The following is a 21,967-nucleotide window of genomic DNA, read 5'->3' on the forward strand; positions in this document are numbered from 1 at the left end:
CCGGGCGGCCCAGCGGGTACCGGCTACGGGAAACGAACTCCCCGTCACCCACTGTCACGCGTCCACTGGCCGCCCGAGGACTCCACCAGGAGACTGGCCCCATGCGCACTGTTGTCACCGCAACGGCAGCCGCCGTCACCGCAGCTCTGGCGACCGGGGCGGCGAGCGTCGCCGCCGGCCGGTACGCCAGCGACGCCGCGCTGAAGGCGCCCCCCGGCCGGCCCCTGCCCACCGAGCCCCGGCTCACCGTGCACGGCACCGCCGCCGGGCAGATCACCCTCACCCGGGACCTGGCCGCACTGCGCCCCGGCCGGTACGGGCTCGCCGGGGACGGGTCGCACGCGGTCGTCGGCCCGGTCCTCGGCACCGTCGAGCACGGCGCCGACACCGTCGTGCGCCGCCTCGAACGGGTCACCCACGGCACCCTCGAGGCCGGTGACCGGGCCTGGTTCACCCCGAACCTGTACGTCGGGAACCCCGGCACGGCCCTCGGCCTCGAGTACACCGACGTCGAGGTCCCCGGAGAACTCGGCCCGCTCCCGGCCTGGTTCGTGCCCGGCGCCCGCCCGACCTGGATCGTCGCCGTGCACGGCCTGGCCGCCACCCGCGAGCACGCCATGAACCTGATGGCCCCCCTGCACCGCAGGAGCGTCCCGGTCCTCGCGCTGGCGTATCGCGGCGACGTCGGCGCGCCGCCCTCGCCCGACGGGCTCCACCACTTCGGCGAGACCGAGTGGCGCGACGTCGACGCGGCCGTCCGCTACGCCCTCGACCACGGCGCCCGCCAGGTCGTCCTGCTCGGCTGGTCCACCGGCGCCACCATGGCGCTGCGCACCGCCGCGCTCTCGGGCGTGCGCGACCGCATCGCGGGGCTCGTCCTGGACTCCCCGGTGCTCAGCTGGGAGACCACCCTGCGCGCCCTGGCCGCCGCCCGCCGCACCCCCGCCGCGCTCCTGCCCCTCGCCGTCCGCGCCGCGCAGGGCCGCGCCGGGCTGCACGGCGACCGGGACACCGGCACCGCCGGCCTGCACCGCCCGGCCGTCCCCACCCTGATCTTCCACGGCCCCGACGATGCGGTGGCCCCCTGGCACCTCTCCCGCCGCCTCGCCGACACCCACGCGCGGCTGGTCTCCCTCCACGCCGTCCGCGACGCCCCGCACGGTGCCATGTGGAACGCCGACCCCGCGGACTACGAGGAGACCCTGCGCCGCTTCATGACCCCGCTGGTGTGACGCCACTGGTGCGACTCCGCTGGTGCGACCCCGCCACAGCCCGGTCGCGCCCCCGCCCCGGCGAACGCCGGCGCGGTTCCGTTTGGCGCCGTACCACTGGCCCGATCCGGTGCCCGGACGGCACGCCCGAGCCCCGTGCCCGCCGTACCAGGAGGCCCCGGAGGCATTCCGTTTGGGTTTTCGGACCGTCAACCGGAAGACTGCACCCGTGACGTCCCGTATCCCGCGCGACTCCAGGCTTCGACTCGTCCGCTCCCGACCCCTGGCCGCCGCCCCCCAAGCGATGAACCAGCGGCGTTCGCGCCGCCCCGCGCCGCGCCCCCCGGAGGGCACCCCGGCCCGGTCGGAGCTGGCCAGAATGGCACGCTCCGGTCTTGCCGGCGCGGCCCGCGTCGCCCGCTGGGCCGACTCGGCCCTCGGTCCCGGCCGCGGCAGCGCGACCGCCGACGGCAAGGCCACCCTGTCCGACGCCACCGCCGACCGCGCGGCCCGCGAACTGGGCCTCACCGCGGCCGAGGTGCGCGCCGACTGGGACACCGCCCGCCTCGCCGGACTGATCGAGGTGCACGGCGACACCGCCCGTCCCGGCTGGCGGCTGCGCGCCTGGAACCGCGACGACAGCGCCGTGCTGCGCGGCTGGGTCGCCCTCTTCGACGCCTGGTCGCTGGCCCACCCCGAGCCCGCGGAGGAGCCCGCGGTCGTCGCCGAGGTCGTCTCCGCGATGCCCCAGGTGCTCTCCTTCCTCCAGCTGTCCGCCGGACCCGTCCCCGTGACGCAGCTCCTGGACCTGCTGGAGCAGCGCGTCACCGAACTGCGCACCGAACGCTGCGAGGTGCCCTACGGTCCCCAGCCGGCGCCCGGCACCGCGGGAGCGGTCCCGCCCGCCCCGGAGCCCGCCGACGACACCCCGCTCGCCCCGCTCCTCGACTGGGCCCTGCACGCCCTCGCCTCCGTCGGCGCCCTCACCTGCGGCGACGGACACGCCACGCTCACCCCGCTGGGCAACTGGGCGGTCTGGGTCAAGCTGGAGCAGATCTGCGTCGCCGCGCAGAGCCCCGCCGGCAACATCGAGCAGTCGGCCGAAGGCATGCTCCGCGGCTGCGGCCGGCTCCGCCCCAACGCCGCCCGCGACGAGTACCGCGCCTGGCTCGCCGCCCGTCCCGTCGGCAGCGCCGTCGCCGAGCTCCTCGGCGCCGCCCGCGGCGAGGACGCCCTGCTGCGCGGCCTCGCCTTCGACGCGCTGCGGGTCGTCGGCGCCCCCGCCGAGCCCGACGTGCGCGGCGTCGTCGACGAGCCGACGCTGCGCCCGTACGCGCTGCTGTGGCTGGCCGAGCACGACGGTGCCGACCCCGAGGACGCCCACGAGGTCCTCACCCGTCCGGAGGCCACCTGGCTGTGGGTCGACACCGCGGCGGCCGTCGCCGACCACGGGGAGGCGCCGCTGCTCGTGCGGCACCTGGAGTCGGCGGTGCAGGCCACCGTCCCCGCCCTGCTCGACGAGGTGCGCGCGGTCGGCCACCCCCGCACGGTGCAGGTCCTGGTCGCCCTCGCCGCCGCGCACCCCGACCCCGCCCTGGCCAAGGCGGTCCGCCGGGCGGCCTTCCAGGTCCACACCGGGGGCGGCTGAGCGCCGCGGCCCACGGGCGAACCGCCGGAGGCTACCCGGGTACCTCCGGCGCGTACGTCCCGAAGCTCCAGACGTTGCCCTCCAGGTCGCGGGCCATGTAGTCCCGCGAGCCGTAGTCCTGGTCGGTCGGCGGCATCAGGATCTCCGCGCCGTGCTCCACGGCCCGCCGGTGATGGGCGTCGACGTCCGCCACCACCACGTACACCCCCGTGGTGCCGCCGCTCTTCATCGCCTCGTCGAACCGGCCGCCCCTGCCCTTCGAGCCGAGCATGACCACGCCGTTGCCCTGGACCAGCTCGGCGTGGGCGACCGAGCCGTCCTCGTCCTCGTACACCGCGAGCCCGGTGAAGCCGAAGGCCTCGGTGAGCTGCCTGATCGCCGCCTTGGCGTCCGCGTACTGGAGCGTCGGGCAGATGCTCGGGCGCCCGCCCGCATTGCCTGCCATGCCGATCACTTCCTCGTGAGCCGGTGGCCCGTGCTGTTTTGGGCCCGTTTCGCCCAGTCTCGCACCGGCCACCGACAACGCTCACGGGGAAAAGCGGTTGCACGGCCCCGTTAGACTGGCCCTCATGGCCATTCTCCTCGTGCATTAGACGGCGGGATCCTCCACCACCGCCCACCCCGCCAATCCACCTGCCCTGGAGTCTGACCGTGATCTCCGCCTCCGGCATCGAGCTGCGCGCCGGTGCCCGTGTCCTCATCGAGAGCGCCACCTTCCGCGTCGCCAAGGGCGACCGCATCGGCCTGGTCGGCCGCAACGGCGCCGGCAAGACCACCCTCACCAAGGTCCTGGCCGGCGAGGGCCAGCCCGCCGCCGGTGCCGTCACCCGCTCCGGCGAGGTCGGCTACCTCCCGCAGGACCCGCGCACCGGCGACCTCGACGTGCTCGCCCGCGACCGCATCCTGTCGGCCCGCGGCCTGGACACCCTGATCCGCAAGATGCGGGAGAACGAACAGCGCATCGCCAACGGCCAGGGCGCCACCCGCGACAAGGCGCTCAGGCAGTACGAGCGCCAGGAGACCGAGTTCCTCACCAAGGGCGGATACGCCGCCGAGGCCGAGGCCGCCACCATCGCCGCCGCGCTCAACCTGCCCGACCGCGCGCTCGGCCAGCCCCTGCACACGCTCTCCGGCGGTCAGCGCCGCCGTATCGAGCTGGCCCGGATCCTGTTCTCGGACGCGGACACCCTGCTGCTCGACGAGCCGACCAACCACCTCGACGCCGACTCGATCATCTGGCTGCGGGACTACCTGAAGACCTACCGCGGCGGCTTCATCGTGATCTCCCACGACGTCGACCTGGTCGAGACGGTCGTCAACAAGGTGTTCTACCTGGACGCCAACCGCTCCCAGATCGACGTCTACAACATGGGCTGGAAGCTCTACCAGCAGCAGCGCGAGGCCGACGAGAAGCGCCGCAAGCGCGAGCGTCAGAACGCCGAGAAGAAGGCGTCCGCGCTGCACTCGCAGGCCGACAAGATGCGCGCCAAGGCCACCAAGACCGTCGCCGCGCAGAACATGGCCCGCCGGGCCGACAAGCTGCTGGCCGGCCTCGAGGCCGAGCGGAAGTCCGACAAGGTCGCCAAGCTCCGCTTCCCCGAGCCCGCGCCCTGCGGCAAGACCCCGCTGACCGCCGAGGGCCTGTCCAAGTCGTACGGCTCCCTGGAGATCTTCACCGACGTCGACCTGGCCATCGACAAGGGCTCCCGGGTCGTCATCCTCGGCCTCAACGGCGCCGGCAAGACCACGCTGCTGCGCCTCCTCGGCGGCGTCGAGAAGCCCGACACCGGCCAGGTGGTCGAGGGGCACGGACTCAAGCTCGGCTACTACGCGCAGGAGCACGAGACCCTCGACCCCGAGCGCACCGTCCTGGAGAACATGCGCTCGGCCAACCCGGACCTGGACCTCGTCGACGTCCGCAAGACGCTGGGCTCGTTCCTGTTCTCCGGCGACGACGTCGACAAGCCCGCCGGTGTCCTCTCCGGCGGCGAGAAGACCCGTCTGGCGCTGGCCACCCTCGTGGTGTCCTCGGCGAACGTGCTGCTCCTCGACGAGCCCACCAACAACCTCGACCCGGCCAGCCGCGAGGAGATCCTCGGCGCGCTGCGCACCTACAAGGGCGCCGTCGTCCTCGTCACCCACGACGAGGGCGCCGTCGAGGCGCTCCAGCCGGAGCGGATCATCCTGCTCCCGGACGGCGTCGAGGACCTGTGGGGCGCCGACTACGCGGACCTCGTCGCCCTCGCCTGAGCGTCACCCTCGCTTGATCGAATGGATGATCCACTGGTGGTGGATCATTCGGCCGATGGGTGATCCACCATCTGTGTGAGATCTCCTCATCAAGAGGTGTGTCCTACATCGATTTCGCGGCCGGGCCCCCATCGCCGGGGGGTCCGGCCGCCGCGCCTTTCTGACCAGGAATTTCGCCGGAAAACCCGTTCGGCCGAACGGGCCCGATTCTTTGGAATCACGAATTCCGTATGTGGGGACCCGCTCCTGTCGTCACAACCTTGTCTCATCGACCTTGCCGAATGGGTGGCCATGAGCGCCGGGAGGGGTGATCATGAGAAGACCAGAGCGCACTTCCCATGAGGAGGCACGGGTGGCCGAGACTCTGAAGAAGGGCAGCCGGGTTACCGGCGCCGCGCGCGACAAGCTCGCGGCAGACCTGAAGAAGAAGTACGACGCCGGTGCGAGCATCCGGGCGTTGGCCGAGGAAACCGGCCGCTCGTATGGCTTTGTGCACCGCATGCTCAGCGAGTCGGGCGTCACGCTCCGAGGGCGTGGCGGGGCTACCCGGGGCAAAAAGGCCACATCGGCCTGACGTCCCGGGCGGTCCCCGGCTCCGAAAGTGTTCCGAAAGTGATGGTGGCCACCCGGCCGGTCGTCCGACCGCTCGGGTGGTTACTGTGCAGTCACTTAGCCCTGCCGTCGCACGGCGCACCGCCCGGCGCGCGGCGGGGACGACGACCGCACCTTTCGGAGGCGCCCCATGGCTTCGCCCGCCCACGACCCCGGTCCCGCACTCGACCAGGACGGCGTGCGGCTCACCGTCGACGACGCGATCGCCACGGTGACGCTGACCAACCCGGCCAAGCGCAACGCGCAGAGCCCCGCTCTGTGGCGGGCGCTCACCGAGGCCGGCCGGCTGCTGCCCGGCTCCGTCCGGGCCGTGGTGCTGCGTGCCGAGGGCAAGTCGTTCTCGGCCGGGCTGGATCGGCAGGCGTTCACGCCCGAGGGCTTCGACGGCGAACCGTCGTTCATCGACCTCGCGCGGGGCGGCGACGCCGAGCTGGACGCGACCATCGCCGAGTACCAGGAGGCGTTCACCTGGTGGCGGCGCAGCGACCTGGTGTCGGTCGCCGCCGTCCAGGGGCACGCCATCGGCGCGGGCTTCCAGCTGGCCCTCGCCTGCGACCTGCGGGTCGTCGCCGACGACGTGCAGTTCGCCATGCGCGAGACCAGCCTGGGCCTCGTGCCGGACCTGACGGGCACGCATCCCCTGGTGTCCCTCGTCGGCTACGCCCGCGCGCTGGAGATCTGCGCGACCGGGCGGTTCGTCGCGGCCGAGGAGGCCGTCAGTACCGGACTGGCCAACCTCGCCGTGCCCGCCGACCAGCTCGACCCGGCGGTGCACGACCTGGTGTCCGCGATCCTGGCCGCACCGCGCGACGCGGTCGTCGAGACGAAGGCGCTGCTCCAGGGCGCCCGCACGCGGGACTACGAAGCCCAGCGCACCGCCGAACGCGCCGCGCAGGGACGCCGCCTGCGCGACCTGGCGGGCCTCGGGGAGTAGGGGCCCGCTCCCGAGGGAGTCCGGTTCCGGTTGACCGGCCCACGGCGGCGGCCGCGCGCACGGTGCGCGCGGCCGCCGCCGTCGTTCCTCCCGCCTGCCACATCCGTGGCGCGCGCCCCCGCGACCCCGCCTAACGTGGTCACAGGACCACGACCGGAAGGGACGGACGGCGATGAGCGACATGGAGAGCCACCGGAGCGGACAGGACACGATCGACACCCCCGGAGCGGTCAAGGCCCCGACCGTGCGGCGCGGCGGCGGAGACCCCGGAGCCCGGGGACGGACCACGATCGCCGACGGCGTCGTGGAGAAGATCACCGGAATGGCGGCACGCGACGTCGCCGGTGTGCACGCCATGGGCAGCGGGATGTCGCGGACCTTCGGCGCGGTGCGCGACCGGGTCCCCGGCGGGACCAGGTCCGGGGTGACGCGCGGGGTGAAGGCCGAGGTCGGCGAGAAGCAGACCGCCCTCGACCTGGAGATCGTCGTCGAGTACGGCGTGTCGATCGCGGACGTGGCCCGGGACGTACGGGAGAACGTGGTCGCGGCGGTGGAGCGGATGACCGGGCTCGAGGTCGTCGAGGTCAACATCGCGGTGAGCGACGTGAAGCTGCCCGACGAGGAGGACGAGGAACCGGAGCCCCGGATCAAATGACGCGGACCGGGACGGACGGCGGGCCGCGACGGACGGCGGGCCGAGCGGTGGAGGGACCGAAGGGTGGAGGACCGAGCGGTGAATGAGGGGAGCGCACCATGAGCATGGCCGTGGTCGGCATGATCGCCGGCATGGCACTGGGTTTCGCCGGGTACTTCGGCGGGTTCGGCGCCTTCCTGCTGGTGGCGGCCCTGGGGGCCGTCGGGTTCGTCGTCGGCCGCCTCCTGGAGGGGGACATGGCCCTCGGGGACTTCTTCCGCAGCCGCGACGACCGGCGGCGGTGACCGCCGTGAGCGACGGGGCCGGCGAACTCCTCGAACCCCTGGCCCGGGTGGCGCCGGGCGAGCGCGGTGCCACCCGGATCGCCGACCGGGTCGTCGCCAAGGTCGCCGCCCGGGCGGCGCGCGAGGCTCTCGGCCCGCTCCACCCGGACGCCGCACGGCCGTACGCCACCGTCGTCGTCCACCACGACAGCGCCCGCGTCAGCGTCCACCTGGAACTCGACTACCCGTGCGACATCGGCGCCCGCTGCGGCCGGGTGCGTCACCAAGTCGTCCAGCGGGTACGCGCGTTGGTGGGCATGGCGGTGCCGGAGGTCGCCGTCCGGGTGGAGCGGCTGCACCTGGCGGCGGAGTACGGCGCGAGGCACGGGAGGACGCGATGAGCGAGCCCCGGGGCGCGGGGACGGGCGAGGGCGCCACCCAGCGCCTGCCCGTCGTGGAACGCGGCACGGAGCCGGCACCTCAGGAGCGTGAGCCCGGCGTCCCGGACGGGGCCGGGAGCGGCCGGGCCGGCCGCTTCTGGTCCGCGCGCCGCCTCCCCGCCGGGCTCGTGGCGCTCCTGCTCCTGCTCCTCGCCGGGGCCTTCCTCTACGACGTCGTCGCCGTGCGCGCCGGCCGGTCCGCGCTCGGCTGGCGCCGCGACCTGGCCCGGCAGCTCGCCGAACGGCCCGTCGACGACACCTGGGTGCTCGTCGGCGCGGGAGTCGCCGCGGCCCTCGGGCTGTGGCTGCTCGTGCTGGCCCTCACCCCCGGCCTGCGCCGGGTGCTGCCGATGCGGCGCACCCACCCCGACGTACGCGCCGGACTGCACCGGGACGCCGCCGCCACGGTGCTGCGCGACCGGGCCATGGAGGTGTCCGGGGTGCAGGCGGCCCGCGTACGGCTGCGCCGCCGCCGGGCCCGCGTACGGGCGCTGTCGCACTTCCGGGAACTGGACGACGTACGGGCCGATCTGGACGGTGTGCTCGACGACGCGGTGCGCGGCCTCGGCCTGGCCCGGCCGCCCGCCGTGTCGCTGCGGGTCAAGCGTCCCGGACGGAAGGGGTGAGCGCGGTGCTCAGGACCGTGAACCGGGTACTGACCGCACTGGCGGGACTGGTCCTGCTGGCCGTCGGCGGCGCGGTGCTGGCCGTCGGGTTCGACGCCCCCGCGCCCTCCTGGTGGGTCCACCAGGGGCCGCACGACGTGCTGCTGAGCAACGCCGAACGGACCCGGTGGCGGGACGCGGGCTGGTGGTGGCCGGTCGTCATCGCGGCGCTGGCCGTCCTGCTGCTGCTCGCCCTGTGGTGGCTCGTCGCGGTGGTGCGCCGCCGCAGGCTCACCGAGGTCCTCGTCGACACCGGGGACGGAGAGGGCGCCACACTGCGCGGCAGGGCGCTCGAGGACGTCCTCGCCGGCGAGGCGGACCGGGTGGACGGGGTCGAACGGGCCGGCGTCCGGCTCACCGGCCGCCGCGACGCCCCGAGAGCACGCGTCCGGCTGCTCCTGGCCCCGCACGTGGACCCCGGCACCGCCCTGCACGAGCTCACCACCCGCGCCCTGACCCACGCCCGCGGTTCGTCGAACCTGCCGTCGCTCCCGGCGGAGGTCCAGCTCCGGGGCGTCAAGCACCGGGCCGAGCGGGTCGGCTGAGGGCTGCCGGGCCGCGTTCCCCCGGCTCAGAACCCGTGCCGCACACCGCCGTCCACCGGCACCATGACGCCCGTGATGTACGACGCCGCCGGGGAGAGCAGGAACGCGGACACGCGGCCGAACTCCTCCGGCGCGCCGTAGCGGCGCAGCGGGATGCGGGACTCGGCGGCCGCCCTGGTCGCCTCCGGGTCGGCGGACAGACCGTCCAGCTCGCGCACCCGGTCGGTGTCGACGCGGCCCGGCAGCAGGCCGACGACGCGGATGCCGCGCGGGCCCAGCTCGTCGGCGAGGGACTTGGCGAGGCCCGCGAGCCCGGGGCGCAGGCCGTTGGAGATGGTCAGGCCCGGGATCGGCTCGTGCACCGAGCCCGACAGGACGAAGCCGATCACCCCGCCGTCCGCCAGCTCGGCCGCCGCCGTCCGGGCGAGGCGCACCGCGCCGAGGAACACCGACTCGAACGCCGCCTGCCACTGCTCGTCGGTGTTGTCGGCAACGAACCCGGGCGGCGGCCCGCCCACACTGATCAGCACACCGTCGAAACGGCCGAAGCGCTCACGGGCGGTCGCGATCAGGCGCGCGGCGGCCTCCGGGTCGGCGTTGTCCGCGGCCACCCCGACCGCGCCCGGTCCCAGTGCCGAGGCCGCCTCGGCGACGCTCTTCTCCTCCCGCCCCGTGACGACCACCTTCGCCCCGTCGGCGACCAGTTCGCGCGCGGCGGCGTTGCCCAGGCCCCGGGTGGCTCCCGTGACGACGTACACCCGGTCCTTCAGTCCAAGATCCATGGCCCTATCCTGCCTTCTCCTCCCCGAACAGGGCGAGGGCCGTGTTCACCAGGCCGACGTGGCTGAAGGCCTGCGGGAAGTTGCCGAGCTGGTGCCCGGCCACCGGGTCGTACTCCTCGGCCAGCAGCCCCACGTCGTTGGCGAGCCCCACCAGCCGCTCGAACAGCTCCCGGGCCTCCTTCGTCCGGCCGGTGGCGTGCAGCGCGTCCGCGTACCAGAACGAGCACACCAGGAACGTCCCCTCGCCGCCCGGCAGCCCGTCGACCCGGCGGCCCTCGGTGCTGTAGCGGCGCACCAGACCGTCCCGGGTCAGCTCCGCGCCGATCGCGTCGACCGTGCCGACGACGCGCGGGTCGTCCGGCGGCAGGAAGCCCACGCGCGGGACGAGCAGCAGCGAGGCGTCCAGTTCCCGCGAGCCGTAGTACTGGGTGAAGGTGTTGCGTTCCGGGTCGTAGCCCTTCTCGCACACCTCGCGGTGCACCTCGTCGCGCAGCGCGCGCCACGCGTCGGGGTCTCCGCCGCCCAGTTCGGGGTGCGCCTCCAGCGTGCGCACCGCCCGGTCCAGGGCCACCCACGTCATCACCTTCGAGTGCACGAACTGCCGGCGCCCGCCCCGCACCTCCCACAGCCCCTCGTCGGGCTCCCGCCACACCGTGGCCAGGTAGTCCATCAGGGCGCACTGGAGCTCCCACATCTGCGGCCGGGGACGCATCCCCGCCAGCCGGGCCAGCGACAGGGAGTCCATGACCTCGCCGTACACGTCCAGCTGGAGCTGGTTCACCGCGTCGTTGCCGACGCGGACCGGCGTGGAGCCGGCGAAGCCGGACAGCCACGGCAGCTCGAACTCGGGCAGCCGCCGCTCGCCCGCGACGCCGTACATGATCTGGAGGTCCGCCGGGTTGCCCGCGACCGCGCGCAGCAGCCAGTCGCGCCAGGCCTCGGCCTCCTCCAGGTACCCGGCCGACAGCAGGGCGCCCAGGGTGAGCGTGGAGTCGCGCAGCCAGCAGAAGCGGTAGTCCCAGTTGCGCACCCCGCCCGGCTCCTCGGGCAGCGAGGTCGTGGGGGCGGCCACGATGCCGCCGGTGGGTTTGTACGTGAGTGCCTTCAGCGTGATCAGGGAGCGGACCACGGCGTCCCGGTGCGGGCCCTCGTAGCGGCACCGCGCCGCCCACTCGCGCCAGTCCTCGACGCTGTGCTCCAGCGACATGTACGGGTCGACCAGCGGCGGTCTGGCCTCGTGCGAGGGGTGCCAGGTCAGTACGAACGCGACCTTCTCACCCGCGGCGACGGTGAACTCCGCGTGCGTCCCGAAGTCCTGGCCCCAGGTGTGCACGTCCGGCTCGCTGCGCAGCCACGCCGAGTCCGGCCCGGCGACGGCCACCCGGTGCCCGTCGGCCCTGCGCACCCACGGCACGATCGAGCCGTGGTCGAAGCGCAGCCGGAGCACGCTGTGCACGGTGACCTCGCCGCTCAGGCCCTCCACGATGCGGACGAGGTCGGGGGCGCGGTCGCGCTGGGGCATCAGGTCGGTGACGCGGACCGAGCCGTCCGCGGTCTCCCACTCGGTGTCCAGGACGAGGGTGTCGGGCCGGTAGGCGCGCCGCGTGCAGCGGTCCGCGCCCTTGGGGGCGATGCGCCAGTGGCCGTTGTCGTCGTCGCCGAGCAGCCGGGCGAAGCAGGCGGCCGAGTCGAAGCGGGGCAGGCAGAGCCAGTCCACGGAGCCGTCCGTGCCGACCAGGGCCGCGGTCTGCTGGTCGCCGATGAGCGCGTAGTCCTCGATGTGGGGGTGCACGGGGTTTCGTCTTCCCGACCGGAGCACGGAGCAATCGGATCCGCCCGTGCGGGCTCGGAAGCCACCGAGGGCTACACCGCCGCGGGTTCCGCCTGCGCCGGCTCCGTCTCCTCGGCGGTCTCGCGCTCGCGCCTCTCGCGGCGGACCAGGAACCACCACCCGACCGGAACGGCCGCGGCGAACAGCCACCACTGGATCGCGTAGGCGAAGTTCAGCGCGGCGTTCTCGTTGCCGGGCTTACCGATCGGCTCCGGGGTCTTGCCCTGCGGCTCCGGTGTCTTCAGGACGACGTACCCGCCGAGTACCCGGGCGTCCAGGCGCTCGGCCTGCTGCTCACTGCTGATGAGCATGATCTGCCGGTCCGGCAGGCCCTCGAGGTCCTTGATGCCGCTCGCCTCGGTCGTCTCGTCTGGCATCAGCCGTCCGGTGACGGTGATCTCCCCCCGGGGCGGCGCGGGGATCTCGGGGAACTCCGTCTGGCTCGGCCCGTCGGCGGGGATCCAGCCCCGGTTGACCAGCATGATCTTGCCGTCGTCCAGGACGAACGGGGTCAGCACGTGGTAGCCGATGTTGTCGTCGCCGTCGGTGCGGCGCCGTACGACGACCTCGCGGTCCGTGTCGAAGCGGCCCTTCGCGGTGACGGTCCGGTACCGCTCACGCGTGGTGATCTTCTTGCCGGGCGTGGTCAGCGACTCCACGGGCACCGGCGACGCCTCGAGCGCGCGCGCGACCAGGTCGTTCCGGGCGGTGCGCTCCTCGTAGCGGTGCATCTGCCAGAAGCCCAGCTGGATCATCGTGGGGATGAGCAGCACGGCGACCAGCGTGAGGATCACCCACTGGCGGGACAACAGGAAGCGGTACACGCATCGACGGTACCTTGGCCGGGAGCGGCCCTCGCGGGGAGGTACCCACGAGGGCCGCAGCCCCGCGTCTGCGGGGAGCACATGCCCCGCTTGTACGGGCATGGGGTCTACCGCGGACCATCCCCGCTTCGGCGGGGAGCACGTCCGACGTCAATGCCGCGGCGTGGGTTCAACGATGGCTTCGACTGGCGGTCACGCGCAGCACTCAGACCTTGTCGACGATCCCCGCCCTCCCCTCCGCGCGGGCGCAGTGGGCGCCGCAGAACCAGTGGCCGTCGACCTCGACTCCCTGGCCGATGATCTGCACCCGGCAGTGCTCGCAGATCGGGGCCATCCGGTGGATCGCGCAGGAGAAGCAGTCGAAGACGTGCACCGCTCCCTGGGCGTGGACCTCGAAGGTCATTCCGTAGTTGTTGCCGCAGACTTCGCATGTCGCCATGCGCCACAGGGTGGGCCGTCGCCGCGGAGACGGGCGGGCGGGCGCCGGGCGAGTCGCCCGGAATCACCCGTCCGTACGGCTCCGCCCGGCCGCGCGCCTCAGGACGCGGCGTCCGCGGGCTCGACGTCCGCGAGGAGCTGCCCGAACGCCGCCTCGTCCACCACCGGCGTGCCGAATTGCCGGGCCTTGACCACCTTGGAGGTGCCCGAGTCCGGGTCGTTGGTGACCAGCAGGCTGGTCAGCCGGGACAGGCTGGTCGCGACGTGCAGCCCCGCCTCGACGGCACGGTCCTCCAGCAGGTCCCGCTCGACGGAGGTGTCACCCGAGAAGGCGACCCGCATGCCCTGCTTGAGCTTTTTGCCCACTTCGTACCGGCCCGGGTTGGGATGGGGGCATGCGGGCCTTTTGCGGGAGGGGCGCCAACTGCTCGGCCGGTGGCTCCCGTAGCCCGCCTGCTGCCCGATCCGGGGGGCGGGTCGGTCCGACCACTCGGTCAGCGGCCGGCACTCGTGCAGCGGCAGCCGCACGCCCCCCGCCGCCGCGGCCACCAGGCTCGGCCGGAACGCCTCCGCCAGCACCCGCGCGTCGTCCAGCGCGTGGTGCGCCCGCTGCTGCACGACGCCGAAGTGCGCGGCCAGCGACTCCAGCTTGTGGTTGGGCAGCGGCAGGTCCAGCGCCTTGGACAGGGCGATGGTGCACAGCCGTTGCCGCACCGGCGCCTCGCGCTCGGCGCGCGCGTACTCGCGGGCGATCATCTGCCAGTCGAAGACGGCGTTGTGCGCGACGAGGACCCGCCCGTCCAGCCGGGCCGCGAACTCCTCGGCGACGTCCGGGAAGAGGGGCGCGTCCCGGAGCACGTCGTTCGTCAGACCGTGTATCCACACCGGCCCCGGATCCCGCTGCGGATTGACCAGGGTGTACCAGTGGTCCTCGACCTCGCCGCGGGCGTCCAGCCGGTAGACGGCCGCCGAGATGATGCGGTCGTCGCGGGCCAGGCCGGTGGTCTCCACGTCGACGACCGCGTACCCCTGCGGATACGCGGTCGGCCACGCCGTGGCGGACGGCGCTGCGGTCGTGCGGTCTTCGAGCATGGTCAATGAGGATACGGGCCGGGACCGACACTCCGGTCCCGCAGGTACCCCGTTCCGTCAAGTTCCGGACGGCCGGGGAGCGTTGCGGTACCCCTCGCGCACCCACCGCCGGCCCGGCGCGTCGCACGGCCGTCCGGGGTCACCAGCGGATCGGCACCGGAAGCGCCGTCAGGAGCCCCGACACCGCGACCACCACGCCCAGCGCGACGACCTCCGCGCGCGCGGGGGAGCAGGCGGCCAGCGGGTCGGCGGCGCGGCCCAGCCGGATCCTGGCCCACAGCGCGAGGGCGGCGACGGCGGCCACCAGCAGCACCTTGGCGAGCAGGACACGCCCGTACGCGGTGTCCGTGAGCTGGTCCAGGACGGTGCCCGCCGGCATCCGGCGCAGCGAACTGCCCACCCCGGTCGCCGTGAGGGCGGCCAGCAGAACGGCCGCCACGCGCGCGTAGAGCCCCAGCAGGGCGGGCCCCGCCTCGGCGTCGTGCCAACGCCGCAGGATCCGCAGCGCGTACAGCAGACCGCCCACCCACAGCGAGGCGCAGGTCAGATGGACGAGGGTCAGACCGGAGCCGAGCAGCGGGCTGTACTCGGTCGTGGGGTGGGCGCGCAGCGCGTCCGCGACGATCACCGCGGCCAGCGGCCAGACCTGGAGCCCGGGCCGGCGCGAGGTCGCGCACAGCCAGGCCGCGAGGAACCCGTTGACCTCCAGGAGCGCGAGCTTGCCGTCGCGGGTCGCGTAGAGGCCGCCGACGTCGATGTCGGCGGCGGAGTCCGGCACCAGGTTGCCGGTGGCCACCACCGAGGCCAGTGCGAGGGCGGCGACGAAACCGGTGGCGGCCGCGTACGGGGCCCAACTGCCCGGCCGGTCCGGGGGAGCGCCGGGCAGCCTCCGGGCCAGCCGGTTCACGAAGAGTTCGCCGAGCGGCACGCTCAGCGCGGCGAAGAGCACCGTGCGCAGCAGGGCGATGCCGCCGGTGCCGGGCGCCTCGGCCTCCCCGGTGCCGTGCAGCGCGGGGGACGGGCCGAGCACGGGTATCAGCGCGCCCAGTGCCACCAGTACGAGTACGGCCACGGTCCGGCCGGTTCCGGAGGGCCGCGCGTGGCGTCCGGTGCCGGTGGTCCGGGAAGGGGGTCGTATCGAGGTCACCCCAGGATCTTCACCAAGTCGTCAGATCCGGGCAAGTCGCTCAGCGGGCCGGGCGGCCGCCCGGCCCGCTGTACGCGCGCGTGAGGGTCTTCGCGGGTCCTGCACACATGTGCCGCTCACGCGCGCGTGCCGTTCAGCGGGGCAGCGGTTACCAGGTCACCGCGTCCAGCGCGTCGGCCATGCCCCAGCCGTAGAAGCCGTTGCGGTTCTTCGGGCCCTCGCACACCGCGTCGACCTTGCCGTCGCCGTCGATGTCGTACGGCTTGGTGCACGCCGTGGCGTCGGCCTCGGCGTACAGCAGGGCCTTGACCATCGCCGGGGAGGCGTGCGGGTGCGTCGACTTGATGAGGGCGGCGACGCCCGCGACGTGCGGGGAGGCCATCGACGTACCGGCCATGTAGCCCCACTTGCCGCCGGGCAGCGTGCCCAGGATCAGTCCGCTGGTGGCGGGCGGCTCGGGCGTCTGGTAGGCCGTCGAGTCGCCGCCGGGCGCGGCGATGTCGACGACGCCCCGGCCGTAGTTGGAGAAGGACGACTTGAGGCCCTTCGCACCGGTCGCCGCGACCGTCACGACACCCGGCAGCTGGGTCGGGATGTCCAGGCACTTCGACGGGTCGACCGTCCGGTCACCGGGCGTGGTGTCGTTCGGCGAGGACGGGTCGGTGATCTCGTCGGAGGTGAGGTCGTAGTTCTCGTTGCCGGCCGCGGCGACGTTCACCGCGCCCTTCTTCTCCGCGTACCGCGTGGCCCGCGAGACGGCCTCGACGAGCGCCTTCTGGTCCGGGTCGTCCTTGCAGTTGAAGTACCACGGGTCGGTGTAATAGCTGTTGTTGGTGACGTCCACGCCGTGCTCGGCGGCCCACATGAAGCCGCAGACCACGGCCTCGGTGTAGAAGAAGCCGTCGGGGTTGCCGACCTTGATGCCGGACACCTTCACCCCGGGCGCCACGCCGGTCATGCCGATGCCGTTCTTGGCGGCGGCTATCTCCCCGGCCACGTGGGTGCCGTGCGGGCTCTCGGACGCGCTCGGCCGCCAGGCGCCGTCGGTGGTGTCCGGCTTGCCCGCGACGCAGTTGACCGACGCCTCGCGGTCGAAGTTCGGGGCGATGTCCGGGTGCGTGTCGTCGACGCCGGTGTCGAGCACGGCGACGGTCACCTTCTCGCTGCCCAGCGACTTCTCGTGCGCCTTGTCCGCCTTGATGGCGGGCAGGTCCCACTGGAGCGACTCCAGCGGGTCCTGGCCCTCGGCCTTCGCGGAGCCGGCCTTGGCGGCGGCCAGGTCCTTGCCGCTCAGCACCTGCGGCGCGCCCGTGTCGGTCGTGGCCGCCGAGGGCAGCGGCGCGGTGCGGGTGGCACCGGCCGACTGCACACCGCGCACCTTGCGGACGGTCCTGGCGAAGTCCGGGTTGGCGGAGTGGACGACGATCACGCCGATCCGGTCGTACGACGTGACGATCGTGCCGCCCGCCTTGGCTATCGCGCGACGCACGGTGGCCGAAGGGCGGTGCCCGGGGGAGACGTTGACGACGTAGCTGAGCGAGGTCCCGTCGGTCGCCGTCGCGGGGGCGGCCTCGGCGGCCGGAGCCGCGGTGGCCGGGGCGCCCGGCAGGAGGGCCAGCGACGCGGCCACGGCCAGGCCGGCCGGGATCGCGAGGGCACGGCGGTGACGCGGGTGAGGTGCGGTCATGCGTGGTGTCTCCAGTCCGTCGGGAAAGCTCGGGAAACTCGTGCCGAGCGCGGGCCACCCGGGAAACGCAGATGATCCATGGGGTCTCCACATCATCGGCAGACGGCACCTGCCCGGGACACGGGTAACGGACCGGGCAGGTACATGACGTAGTGGTGCAGGGTGAAGCTATCCCCGAAGTCGCTGGCCAGCAATGACCCGCAGAGGGTGACTTCGGAAAGTGCCAGGGGTGTTGAACCGGTCCCCCCGGGGCTCCGTGTCGTTGGACAGGGAGCCCGAGCCCGACCGGCCCCCTGCGAGAACACCGAGGTCCAAGCCGTCATGTCCGTCGTACGAGGAGACTCCGTGGCCACCGACGCACCGCCCCCCTCGAAAGAGGAGCCCCCCTCGCGAGAGGAACACCGACTCCCCTCCGCCGAGGAGTTCTCCGAAGTGCAGCAGAGCGCCGAGTTCGCCGAACTGCGCCGCTCCTTCCGCTCCTTCGCGTTTCCGCTGACCGTCGCCTTCGTCGCCTGGTACCTGCTCTACGTGCTGCTGTCGAACTACGCCGGCGGCTTCATGGGCACCAAGCTCTTCGGCAACATCAACGTCGCGTTCGTCTTCGGCATCGCCCAGTTCGTCACCACGTTCCTCATCGCCTGGTGGTACTCGCGGCACGCCGCCGCGAAGCTCGACCCCAAGGCCGAGGCCATCAAGTCCCGGATGGAGGGCGGCGCATGAGCCCCGCACAGTCCGTATTCGCCGCCGAACTGGCCGCCAACGAGGCGAGCGAACACCGGCCGCTGATCATCACGCTCTTCGCGGTCTTCGTCGCCGCGACGCTGTTCATCACCGTCTGGGCCGGCCGCCAGACCAAGGACGCCGCCGACTTCTACGCCGGCGGCCGGTCGTTCAGTGCCTTCCAGAACGGCCTCGCCGTCTCCGGCGACTACATGTCGGCCGCGTCCTTCCTCGGCATCGCCGGCGCGATCGCCCTCTTCGGCTACGACGGCTTCCTGTACTCCATCGGCTTCCTGGTCGCCTGGCTGGTCGCCCTGCTCCTGGTCGCCGAGCCGCTGAGGAACTCCGGCCGCTACACCATGGGCGACGTCCTCGCGTACCGCATGCGCCAGCGGCCCGTACGCACCGCCGCCGGCACCTCCACGATCGTCGTGTCGATCTTCTACCTGCTGGCCCAGATGGCGGGCGCGGGCATCCTCGTCTCGCTGCTGCTCGGCATCACCTCCGACGCCGGCAAGATCCTCATCGTCGCCCTCGTCGGCGTCCTGATGATCGTGTACGTCACCATCGGCGGCATGAAGGGCACCACCTGGGTCCAGATGGTCAAGGCCGTGCTGCTGATCGGCGGCACCATCCTGATCACCTTCCTGGTGCTGCTGAAGTTCGACTTCAACATCTCCGACCTGCTCGGCAAGGCCGCCGAGAACAGCGGTGCGGGCAGCTCCTTCCTGGAGCCCGGACTGAAGTACGGCGCCACCGGCACGTCCAAGCTGGACTTCATCTCGCTCGGCATCGCCCTCGTGCTCGGCACCGCCGGTCTGCCGCACATCCTGATCCGCTTCTACACGGTGCCCAACGCCAAGGCCGCCCGTAAGTCCGTGAACTGGGCGATCGGCATCATCGGCGCCTTCTACCTGATGACCATCGCCCTCGGCTTCGGCGCCGCCGCGCTCATCGGCAAGGACGAGATCATCGCCTCCAACCCGTCGGGCAACACGGCCGCGCCGCTGCTCGCGCTCCATGTGGGCGGCGTCGACTCGGCGTGGGGCGCGATCCTGCTCGCCACGATCTCGGCGGTGGCCTTCGCGACCATCCTCGCCGTCGTCGCGGGCCTCACCCTCGCCTCGTCGTCGTCCTTCGCCCACGACATCTACGCCAACGTCATCCGCAAGGGGCAGGCCACCGAGAAGGAGGAGATGCGGGCGGCCCGCTGGGCGACCGTCTTCATCGGCATCGTCTCCATCGCCCTCGGCGCCCTCGCCCGCGACCTGAACGTGGCCGGCCTGGTCGCCCTGGCCTTCGCCGTCGCCGCCTCGGCCAACCTGCCGACGATCCTCTACAGCCTCTTCTGGAAGCGGTTCACCACCCAGGGCGCCCTGTGGTCGATCTACGGCGGCCTGATCGTCGCCGTCGGGCTCGTGCTGTTCTCGCCCGTCGTCTCCGGCGACCCGAAGGCGATGTTCCCGGACGTCGACTTCGCCTGGTTCCCGCTGCAGAACCCGGGGCTCATCTCGATCCCGTTCGGTTTCCTGATGGGCTGGCTCGGCACGGTCCTGTCGAAGGAGAAGCCCGACGAGGCGAAGTACGCGGAGCTGGAGGTCAGGTCCCTGACCGGCACCGGAGCGCACTGACACCCCCGGTCCGACCCTTGCCGGCGCGGCCGCTCGTAGATCCCTACGACGCGGCCGCCCCGCACGTCGTGGGTTCGGGCGGCTGTCGATGTCGGACCGGTCACGTAGGCTCGACGGTGTCGGAGGAGAGAAGTGCTCCGCCGATCCGCGTCGAGGGAGGGGGCCCACGTGCTCATCGACACCTACGGCCGAGTGGCCACCGACCTGAGGGTCTCGCTCACAGACCGCTGCAACCTGCGCTGCACCTACTGCATGCCCGAAGAGGGCCTCCAGTGGCTCGCCAAGCCCGACCTGCTCACGGACGACGAGATCGTCCGCCTCATCGACATCGCGGTCACCTCCCTCGGCATCGAGGAGGTCCGCTTCACCGGCGGGGAGCCCCTGCTGCGCCCCGGCCTGGTCGGCATCGTCGAGCGCGTCGCCGCCCTCGACCAGCGCCCCCGGATGTCGCTGACCACCAACGGCATCGGCCTCAAGCGGACGGCGAGCGCCCTGAAGGCCGCGGGCCTGGACCGGGTCAACGTCTCCCTGGACACGCTGCGCCCGGACGTCTTCAAGACCCTCACCCGGCGCAATCGCCACCAGGACGTCCTGGAGGGCCTGGAAGCCGCCCGCGAGGCCGGACTCACCCCCGTCAAGGTCAACAGCGTCCTGATGCCGGGGCTCAACGACGACGAGGCACCCGACCTGCTCGCCTGGGCCGTCGAGCACGACTACGAGCTGCGCTTCATCGAGCAGATGCCCCTGGACGCCCAGCACGGCTGGAAGCGTGAGGGCATGATCACCGCCGGTGACATCCTCACGTCCCTGCGCACCCGCTTCGAGCTGACCGCGGAGGGCGCCGGGGAGCGCGGCTCGGCCCCCGCCGAACGCTGGCTCGTGGACGGCGGCCCGCACCGCGTCGGGGTCATCGCCTCCGTCACCCGCCCGTTCTGCTCGGCCTGCGACCGCACCCGCCTGACCGCCGACGGCCAGGTCCGCACCTGTCTGTTCGCCACCGAGGAGACCGACCTGCGCGCGGCCCTGCGCTCCGACGCCCCCGACGAGGAGATCGCCCGCATCTGGCGCCTGGCCATGTGGGGCAAGAAGGCGGGCGCGGGCCTCGACGACCCGACCTTCGTCCAGCCCGACCGCCCGATGTCGGCGATCGGGGGTTAGGGCCGCCCGCCCGCCCCGCCGGTCCCGCCCGCCCCGCCGGTCCCGCCGGAGCCCTCTGTGGACTCCGTGGCTTCCCACTCGGCGAGCGGGACCACGTCCTTCAGGAAGCCCCGGACTCCGAGGAACTGGGACAGGGACTCGCGGTGCTCGTCGCACGCGATCCACGTCTTGCGGCGCTCCGGGGTGTGCAGCTTCGGGTTGTTCCAGGCCAGCACCCACACGGCGGCGGTGCGGCAGCCCTTGGCGGAGCAGATCGGGGTGGTCTCGTCACTCACTGTTTCTTCTCACAGGTCCCCACACAAGGCGACGCCGAGCAGCCACGGGGGGAGCTGCCCGGCGTCGGTCCGTCGCTCCGACGGGGGATGCGGAGCGCGTACGAAGTATGTCACGGCCCACCCTTCGCCGGGCCCGGAACAACACGAATTCATCTGAGCAGTTCTTCGGCCTGGCGTGGAATCGACGCTGCCCCGAAGGGGGTGCCGCGGTCACGGCCGACCGCGTGACTCACCGCTCGGGCCCGGCCCCGGATCGGCCGCGGCGCCTTCCGGGACGGATTCCGCCGCGCCGTTCCCGGCCCGCGGCGGTGTGATCATCGGCGGGGTCGGCGCCGTCACGAACGTCGACGGCAAGGATGGCGCGTTCTCACGCCCGGCGTTGGCGATCACGACCGCGATGTACGGCAGCGCCGCCCCGAGGATCAGCGCCGCGATCGCGACGTGCCGTTCCACGTTCCACAGGCAGACGGCGAGGATCACCGACACCGTGCGGATCGACATCGAGATGACGTACCGGCGCTGCCGCCCGCGCACGTCCTCCTGGAGGCCCCTGCGGGCCCCGGTGATCCGGAACACCTCGGCACTGCCGCCGGCGCTCTGATTCCGCATCTGGTTCCACCATCCGCCCGCATCGGACTCTCCCCGCCCCGCTCTCGTCCGCGGCCGCTCGGGGACACCGGTCCCGGACAACTCACCACGTTACGCCGCGCCTGCGCCGCTCACGAGACCGGGGCACCACCGCCTCGGCCGCACCGTGTGCGCCGCACGGCGTAGGAAGCGGTAACCCGATCGGCCGTACGCGGCATGCGCCGTACGCGGTACGGCCGAACACTGGTGGCAATGCTCGCGTAGGGCCGGACGAGGAGGCAGCCATGGGCTGGTTGTGGGCGATCATCGTGGGATTCGTGCTCGGCTTGATCGCCAAGGCGATCATTCCCGGCAAGCAGCACATGCCCCTGTGGCTGACCACCATCTGCGGCATGATCGGCGCGATCATCGGCAACGCGATCGCCCGCGCGGCCGGCGTCGAGGCGACGGCCGGCATCGACTGGTGGCGGCACCTGTTCCAGCTGGTGGCCGCGATCATCGTCGTCGGCCTCGGCGACGCGGCCTACACGGCGGTACGCGGCAACAAGCGGCGCGAACGGGCCTGACCGCC

24 protein-coding genes are annotated in these 21,967 nt (G+C 72.9%); 14 read left to right on the forward strand and 10 right to left on the reverse strand.

What is annotated here, in order from left to right:
* Positions 1-101 precede the first annotated feature (101 nt).
* The gene (locus Sco07f_RS30330; protein ID WP_087791636.1) at positions 102-1,232 is read left to right on the forward strand and encodes an alpha/beta hydrolase family protein; all 1,131 of its coding nucleotides are present in this window, start codon (positions 102-104) and stop codon (positions 1,230-1,232) included.
* Between the two features lie 208 nt (positions 1,233-1,440).
* The gene (locus Sco07f_RS30335; RefSeq protein ID WP_167468273.1) at positions 1,441-2,859 is read left to right on the forward strand and encodes a hypothetical protein; all 1,419 of its coding nucleotides are present in this window, start codon (positions 1,441-1,443) and stop codon (positions 2,857-2,859) included.
* A 31-nt stretch (positions 2,860-2,890) separates the two neighbouring features.
* On the opposite strand, the gene Sco07f_RS30340 is transcribed toward Sco07f_RS30335, so the two are convergent.
* A complete protein-coding gene (locus tag Sco07f_RS30340; protein ID WP_054101576.1) occupies positions 2,891-3,304 on the reverse strand; it encodes a VOC family protein in 414 nt (137 codons plus the stop codon).
* Positions 3,305-3,510: 206 nt separating this feature from the next.
* On the opposite strand from Sco07f_RS30340, the gene Sco07f_RS30345 reads away from it, so the two are divergent.
* The 8 genes from Sco07f_RS30345 to amaP all read left to right on the forward strand — a co-directional run bounded on the left by Sco07f_RS30345 (position 3,511) and on the right by amaP (position 9,223).
* Positions 3,511-5,109, forward strand: a complete 1,599-nt coding sequence (locus tag Sco07f_RS30345) for an ABC-F family ATP-binding cassette domain-containing protein (protein WP_054101575.1) — start codon at positions 3,511-3,513, stop codon at positions 5,107-5,109.
* Positions 5,110-5,461: 352 nt separating this feature from the next.
* Positions 5,462-5,683 (forward strand): helix-turn-helix domain-containing protein, encoded by a 222-nt coding sequence (locus Sco07f_RS30350; RefSeq protein ID WP_003976983.1) that lies wholly within the window; start codon positions 5,462-5,464, stop codon positions 5,681-5,683.
* A gap of 168 nt (positions 5,684-5,851) precedes the next feature.
* On the forward strand, positions 5,852-6,655 hold the full coding sequence (locus Sco07f_RS30355) for an enoyl-CoA hydratase/isomerase family protein (RefSeq protein WP_054101574.1): 804 nt from the start codon (positions 5,852-5,854) through the stop codon (positions 6,653-6,655).
* Positions 6,656-6,827: 172 nt separating this feature from the next.
* Positions 6,828-7,310: an Asp23/Gls24 family envelope stress response protein gene (locus Sco07f_RS30360; RefSeq protein ID WP_007448108.1), complete on the forward strand. Its 483-nt coding sequence runs from the start codon at positions 6,828-6,830 to the stop codon at positions 7,308-7,310.
* Positions 7,311-7,408: 98 nt separating this feature from the next.
* A complete protein-coding gene (locus tag Sco07f_RS30365) occupies positions 7,409-7,594 on the forward strand; it encodes a hypothetical protein (protein WP_054101573.1) in 186 nt (61 codons plus the stop codon).
* Positions 7,591-7,974 (forward strand): hypothetical protein, encoded by a 384-nt coding sequence (locus tag Sco07f_RS30370; protein ID WP_087791640.1) that lies wholly within the window; start codon positions 7,591-7,593, stop codon positions 7,972-7,974. Before Sco07f_RS30365 ends, Sco07f_RS30370 begins: the two co-directional genes overlap by 4 nt.
* Positions 7,971-8,639, forward strand: coding sequence for a DUF6286 domain-containing protein (locus tag Sco07f_RS30375; RefSeq protein WP_108989701.1), 669 nt, complete (start codon positions 7,971-7,973; stop codon positions 8,637-8,639). Before Sco07f_RS30370 ends, Sco07f_RS30375 begins: the two co-directional genes overlap by 4 nt.
* On the forward strand, positions 8,636-9,223 hold the full coding sequence (amaP, locus tag Sco07f_RS30380; RefSeq protein WP_108989702.1) for an alkaline shock response membrane anchor protein AmaP: 588 nt from the start codon (positions 8,636-8,638) through the stop codon (positions 9,221-9,223). Before Sco07f_RS30375 ends, amaP begins: the two co-directional genes overlap by 4 nt.
* Before the next feature lie 26 nt (positions 9,224-9,249).
* Here amaP and Sco07f_RS30385 read toward each other — a convergent pair whose 3' ends face one another.
* The 7 genes from Sco07f_RS30385 to Sco07f_RS30415 all read right to left on the reverse strand — a co-directional run bounded on the left by Sco07f_RS30385 (position 9,250) and on the right by Sco07f_RS30415 (position 17,024).
* Positions 9,250-10,005, reverse strand: coding sequence for an SDR family oxidoreductase (locus Sco07f_RS30385; RefSeq protein WP_054101571.1), 756 nt, complete (start codon positions 10,003-10,005; stop codon positions 9,250-9,252).
* A 4-nt stretch (positions 10,006-10,009) separates the two neighbouring features.
* Positions 10,010-11,797, reverse strand: coding sequence for a glycoside hydrolase family 15 protein (locus tag Sco07f_RS30390; protein WP_087791646.1), 1,788 nt, complete (start codon positions 11,795-11,797; stop codon positions 10,010-10,012).
* A gap of 71 nt (positions 11,798-11,868) precedes the next feature.
* Positions 11,869-12,660 carry an SURF1 family cytochrome oxidase biogenesis protein gene (locus Sco07f_RS30395; protein ID WP_007448141.1) on the reverse strand — a complete coding sequence of 264 codons (792 nt, stop codon included), beginning with the start codon at positions 12,658-12,660 and terminating at the stop codon, positions 11,869-11,871.
* Positions 12,661-12,865: 205 nt separating this feature from the next.
* Entirely contained in the window at positions 12,866-13,099 is a 234-nt protein-coding gene (locus Sco07f_RS30400; protein WP_003976994.1) for a metallothionein, read from the reverse strand.
* Positions 13,100-13,197: 98 nt separating this feature from the next.
* Positions 13,198-14,190 (reverse strand): DEDDh family exonuclease, encoded by a 993-nt coding sequence (locus Sco07f_RS30405; RefSeq protein ID WP_007448140.1) that lies wholly within the window; start codon positions 14,188-14,190, stop codon positions 13,198-13,200.
* A 139-nt stretch (positions 14,191-14,329) separates the two neighbouring features.
* Positions 14,330-15,337: a CopD family protein gene (locus Sco07f_RS30410; protein WP_108989703.1), complete on the reverse strand. Its 1,008-nt coding sequence runs from the start codon at positions 15,335-15,337 to the stop codon at positions 14,330-14,332.
* Positions 15,338-15,485: 148 nt separating this feature from the next.
* A complete protein-coding gene (locus tag Sco07f_RS30415; protein WP_108989704.1) occupies positions 15,486-17,024 on the reverse strand; it encodes a S8 family serine peptidase in 1,539 nt (512 codons plus the stop codon).
* Between the two features lie 345 nt (positions 17,025-17,369).
* Here Sco07f_RS30415 and Sco07f_RS30420 point away from each other — a divergent pair, with 345 nt between their 5' ends.
* The 3 genes from Sco07f_RS30420 to moaA all read left to right on the forward strand — a co-directional run bounded on the left by Sco07f_RS30420 (position 17,370) and on the right by moaA (position 20,533).
* On the forward strand, positions 17,370-17,744 hold the full coding sequence (locus Sco07f_RS30420) for a DUF485 domain-containing protein (RefSeq protein WP_007448099.1): 375 nt from the start codon (positions 17,370-17,372) through the stop codon (positions 17,742-17,744).
* Positions 17,741-19,375, forward strand: a complete 1,635-nt coding sequence (locus Sco07f_RS30425) for a monocarboxylic acid transporter (protein WP_007448097.1) — start codon at positions 17,741-17,743, stop codon at positions 19,373-19,375. The genes Sco07f_RS30420 and Sco07f_RS30425 overlap by 4 nt, the downstream gene beginning before the upstream one ends.
* A 168-nt stretch (positions 19,376-19,543) precedes the next feature.
* The gene (gene moaA / locus Sco07f_RS30430) at positions 19,544-20,533 is read left to right on the forward strand and encodes a GTP 3',8-cyclase MoaA (RefSeq protein ID WP_007448095.1); all 990 of its coding nucleotides are present in this window, start codon (positions 19,544-19,546) and stop codon (positions 20,531-20,533) included.
* Here moaA and Sco07f_RS30435 read toward each other — a convergent pair.
* The gene (locus Sco07f_RS30435) at positions 20,530-20,808 is read right to left on the reverse strand and encodes a hypothetical protein (RefSeq protein WP_007448125.1); all 279 of its coding nucleotides are present in this window, start codon (positions 20,806-20,808) and stop codon (positions 20,530-20,532) included. The genes moaA and Sco07f_RS30435 overlap by 4 nt on opposite strands.
* 210 nt (positions 20,809-21,018) lie before the next feature.
* Entirely contained in the window at positions 21,019-21,417 is a 399-nt protein-coding gene (locus Sco07f_RS30440; RefSeq protein WP_174855436.1) for a DUF3099 domain-containing protein, read from the reverse strand.
* Positions 21,418-21,680: 263 nt separating this feature from the next.
* On the opposite strand from Sco07f_RS30440, the gene Sco07f_RS30445 reads away from it, so the two are divergent.
* Positions 21,681-21,962, forward strand: coding sequence for a GlsB/YeaQ/YmgE family stress response membrane protein (locus Sco07f_RS30445; RefSeq protein WP_108989705.1), 282 nt, complete (start codon positions 21,681-21,683; stop codon positions 21,960-21,962).
* Positions 21,963-21,967: the final 5 nt, after the last annotated feature.

The sequence above is a fragment of the Streptomyces coelicoflavus genome, from assembly GCF_003112555.1.
Lineage (GTDB): Bacteria > Actinomycetota > Actinomycetes > Streptomycetales > Streptomycetaceae > Streptomyces > Streptomyces coelicoflavus.

Excerpts from the sequence above, each read along its gene's own strand:
- Sco07f_RS30330 (WP_087791636.1), top strand. The coding sequence starts at position 102 with ATGCGCACTGTTGTCACCGCAACGGCAGCCGCCGTCACCGCAGCTCTG.
- Sco07f_RS30340 (WP_054101576.1), bottom strand. The coding sequence starts at position 3,304 with ATGGCAGGCAATGCGGGCGGGCGCCCGAGCATCTGCCCGACGCTCCAG.
- Sco07f_RS30355 (WP_054101574.1), top strand. The coding sequence starts at position 5,852 with ATGGCTTCGCCCGCCCACGACCCCGGTCCCGCACTCGACCAGGACGGC.
- Sco07f_RS30360 (WP_007448108.1), top strand. The coding sequence starts at position 6,828 with ATGAGCGACATGGAGAGCCACCGGAGCGGACAGGACACGATCGACACC.
- Sco07f_RS30365 (WP_054101573.1), top strand. The coding sequence starts at position 7,409 with ATGAGCATGGCCGTGGTCGGCATGATCGCCGGCATGGCACTGGGTTTC.
- Sco07f_RS30375 (WP_108989701.1), top strand. The coding sequence starts at position 7,971 with ATGAGCGAGCCCCGGGGCGCGGGGACGGGCGAGGGCGCCACCCAGCGC.
- Sco07f_RS30385 (WP_054101571.1), bottom strand. The coding sequence starts at position 10,005 with ATGGATCTTGGACTGAAGGACCGGGTGTACGTCGTCACGGGAGCCACC.
- Sco07f_RS30400 (WP_003976994.1), bottom strand. The coding sequence starts at position 13,099 with ATGGCGACATGCGAAGTCTGCGGCAACAACTACGGAATGACCTTCGAG.
- Sco07f_RS30405 (WP_007448140.1), bottom strand. The coding sequence starts at position 14,190 with ATGCTCGAAGACCGCACGACCGCAGCGCCGTCCGCCACGGCGTGGCCG.
- Sco07f_RS30415 (WP_108989704.1), bottom strand. The coding sequence starts at position 17,024 with ATGACCGCACCTCACCCGCGTCACCGCCGTGCCCTCGCGATCCCGGCC.
- Sco07f_RS30425 (WP_007448097.1), top strand. The coding sequence starts at position 17,741 with ATGAGCCCCGCACAGTCCGTATTCGCCGCCGAACTGGCCGCCAACGAG.
- Sco07f_RS30440 (WP_174855436.1), bottom strand. The coding sequence starts at position 21,417 with ATGCGGAATCAGAGCGCCGGCGGCAGTGCCGAGGTGTTCCGGATCACC.
- Sco07f_RS30445 (WP_108989705.1), top strand. The coding sequence starts at position 21,681 with ATGGGCTGGTTGTGGGCGATCATCGTGGGATTCGTGCTCGGCTTGATC.